This window comes from Streptomyces sp. SID3343, assembly GCF_009865215.1.
GTDB lineage: Bacteria > Actinomycetota > Actinomycetes > Streptomycetales > Streptomycetaceae > Embleya.
In genome coordinates, this window is sequence record NZ_WWJX01001004.1 from 1 (window position 1) to 2540 (window position 2540).

Annotated in this window: 3 protein-coding genes and 1 pseudogene; 3 read left to right on the top strand and 1 reads right to left on the bottom strand. The window is 72.0% G+C overall.

Annotated elements, in window-relative coordinates; all coding sequences use genetic code 11:
- The first annotated feature begins 123 nt into the window (after positions 1 to 123).
- Positions 124 to 915 carry an inositol monophosphatase family protein gene (locus GT354_RS31635; protein ID WP_161359813.1) on the top strand — a complete coding sequence of 264 codons (792 nt, stop codon included), beginning with the start codon at positions 124 to 126 and terminating at the stop codon, positions 913 to 915.
- Between the two features lie 173 nt (positions 916 to 1088).
- Here the strand turns inward: GT354_RS31635 and GT354_RS52880 are convergent, their stop codons facing one another.
- The gene (locus GT354_RS52880; protein ID WP_202512533.1) at positions 1089 to 1262 is read right to left on the bottom strand and encodes a hypothetical protein; all 174 of its coding nucleotides are present in this window, start codon (positions 1260 to 1262) and stop codon (positions 1089 to 1091) included.
- 379 nt (positions 1263 to 1641) lie between these two features.
- Between GT354_RS52880 and GT354_RS31640 the strand changes: the two genes are divergently transcribed.
- Both GT354_RS31640 and GT354_RS54750 read left to right on the top strand, forming a co-directional pair.
- Positions 1642 to 2295 carry a response regulator transcription factor gene (locus tag GT354_RS31640; RefSeq protein WP_161359814.1) on the top strand — a complete coding sequence of 218 codons (654 nt, stop codon included), beginning with the start codon at positions 1642 to 1644 and terminating at the stop codon, positions 2293 to 2295.
- A gap of 8 nt (positions 2296 to 2303) precedes the next feature.
- Positions 2304 to 2540, top strand: a pseudogene (locus tag GT354_RS54750) (hypothetical protein); the annotation flags it as partial.

The window sequence follows — 2540 nt, forward strand, 5'->3', positions numbered from 1 at the left end:
CCACGACGTGTGCCCGATCGGCTGCTGCCCCGATCCACGCGTGCTGCGCGCCGACCCGGAGGCGGCCGCCCGGTCGCCGCGCGGGGCGGCCCTGCACGGTGGCGTCGCCGGCAGGATGGCCCCATGACGATCGACACCGCGCACCTGTTGGCCATCGCACGCGACGCGGCTCGGCACACCGGCGGCTTCCTGCTGCACGAGCGACCCGCCGACCTCGGCGTCGCGGCCACCAAGAGCAGCCCCACCGACGTGGTCACCGAGATGGACACGGCCGCCGAGAAGCTGATCATCGAACGGATCAGGGCGCACCGGCCCGACGACGGCTTCCTCGGCGAGGAGGGCGACGCGAGCGAGGGCACCAGCGGCGTGCGCTGGGTCGTCGACCCGATCGACGGCACCGTGAACTACCTGTACGACCTGCCCGGCTGGTGCGTCTCCATCGCCGCCGAGACCGCCGAGGGCACGCTGATCGGCGTGGTCGAGGTGCCCCCGCTCGGCGAGACCTTCCACGCCGTGCGCGGCGGCGGCGCCTACCGCAACGGCAAGCCGATCCGCTGCCGCGACGCGGTCGAGCCCGCCCGCGCGCTCGTGGCGACCGGCTTCGGCTACACCGTCGAGCGCCGCGGTCGCCAGGCCGAGGTGATCGCCGCCGTGCTGCCGCGCGTGCGGGACATGCGGCGCGGGGGATCGGCCGCGATCGATTTGTGCTCGGTGGCGGCAGGGCGGGTCGACGCCTACTACGAACGCGGGCTCAACCCGTGGGACGTCGCCGCCGGCGCGCTGATCGCCCGCGAGGCGGGCGCGCTGGTCACCGAGGACCTGTGGGCCCAGGAGGACGGGTCGACCGTGTGCGTGGCCGCGCCGGCCGCGCTGCACGCCGACCTCGAAGGCATCCTCGGCGCTCTCCACGCGTAGATGCGCACGCGGAAGGGGCCCGGATCCGATGGATCCGGGCCCCTTCCGCGTGTCCTGACAGCCGAACCCCCGGCGTCCTCGTGGGACTGTCGCCGGGGGAAACAAGACCGGATGTCTTCGCGTGATCGCGTATTCGTTCGGTTCGTGCGGGCCCTGGGGCCGGTGGTCGCGGTTCAGGCGCTCTCGGGCAGCACCCGGACGCCGTGCTCCGAAGCCAGTCGAAGCAGATCGTCCAGTTCGGACTGTTCGACCTCGACGAGGAAATCGTCGCCGGTGTCGCAGGCCTGCTTCAGGGACTGCTCGGTCTCGCGTATGCGTCGCAGTACGCCGGCCGTGAATTCGTCCATAAGGCCGCCCCAATGTCACTCGTCGTCGCCGGTTTCGGTTGTCCTACCCCTCGTGCGCGACCGGGGAAACCACCGATCCCAGGCTCTTGGGCACCCGCCGGCCGGCTTCCTGACCAGGGACTTACCGATCGCAACGGTGTGCCATCGGACGTAACGGGGCGTACCGGAATCGGCCCGTGTCGAGGGGGACCGCGTCGGGAGACGGCGGGGCCGGCCACGCTGCGCAGTCGGCCGGTGGCCACCGGCGGCCCGTCCCGGCCGGCACCGGTGAGCACCGGCCGGTACGGCCGCCGGTCGCCTTACCGGGGCTTTACCGCCCCGCGAGGGAAGATGGACAACGAATTCATCCCATACTTTCTTCGAGCAGGAGGCACAGCCGGTGCGGGTTCTCGTAGTCGAGGACGAGCAGCTCCTGGCCGACGCGGTCGCGACCGGGTTGCGCCGGGAAGCCATGGCCGTCGACGTCGTGTACGACGGCGAGGCGGCGCTCGAACGAATCGCCGTCAACGACTACGACGTGGTCGTGTTGGACCGCGACCTGCCGATCGTGCACGGCGACGACGTGTGCCGGGCGGTGGTGGAGACCGGCATCCCGATGCGGGTGCTCATGCTGACCGCCGCCGGTGACGTCAGTGATCGGGTCGAAGGGCTCGAACTGGGCGCCGACGACTATCTGCCCAAGCCGTTCGCGTTCAGCGAGTTGATCGCGCGGGTGCGGGCGCTCGGCCGGCGGGCCGTGTCGCCGCTGCCGCCGGTCCTGGAGCGATCCGGTATCCGGCTCGACCCCAACCGGCGCGAGGTGCTGCGCGAGGGCGTGCCCGTACACCTGTCGCCCAAGGAGTTCGCCGTGCTCGACGTGCTCATGCGCGCCGACGGCGCGGTGGTCTCGGCCGAGCAACTCCTGGAGAAGGCCTGGGACGAGAACACCGACCCGTTCACCAACGTGGTTCGGGTCACCGTCATGACACTGCGCCGAAAGCTCGGCGAGCCGCCCGTCATCCTGACGGTGCCCGGCGCCGGATACCGCATTTGAGGACCGCCATGAACGACCGCTCTCGGGCAGTCCCGGCGGAAGCCGGCAGCGCCGCCCACGGCTCCACGAACCCCGCCTCCGCCCAACATCCCGCTACGGGTCCCAAGACGGGCCCCGCCCCGGGCCCCGCTCCGCAAGCCCCGAAAGACCGCCAGGTTCTGCACGGCTCGGCAAAGACCGATCAGCGCGGCCTCCTCCCGAGCGGCGCGACGGCCGCTTCGGCGCACCCCAAGCCCCCGCCGCGC

Excerpts from the sequence above, each read along its gene's own strand:
- GT354_RS31635 (WP_161359813.1), top strand. The coding sequence starts at position 124 with ATGACGATCGACACCGCGCACCTGTTGGCCATCGCACGCGACGCGGCT.
- GT354_RS52880 (WP_202512533.1), bottom strand. The coding sequence starts at position 1,262 with ATGGACGAATTCACGGCCGGCGTACTGCGACGCATACGCGAGACCGAG.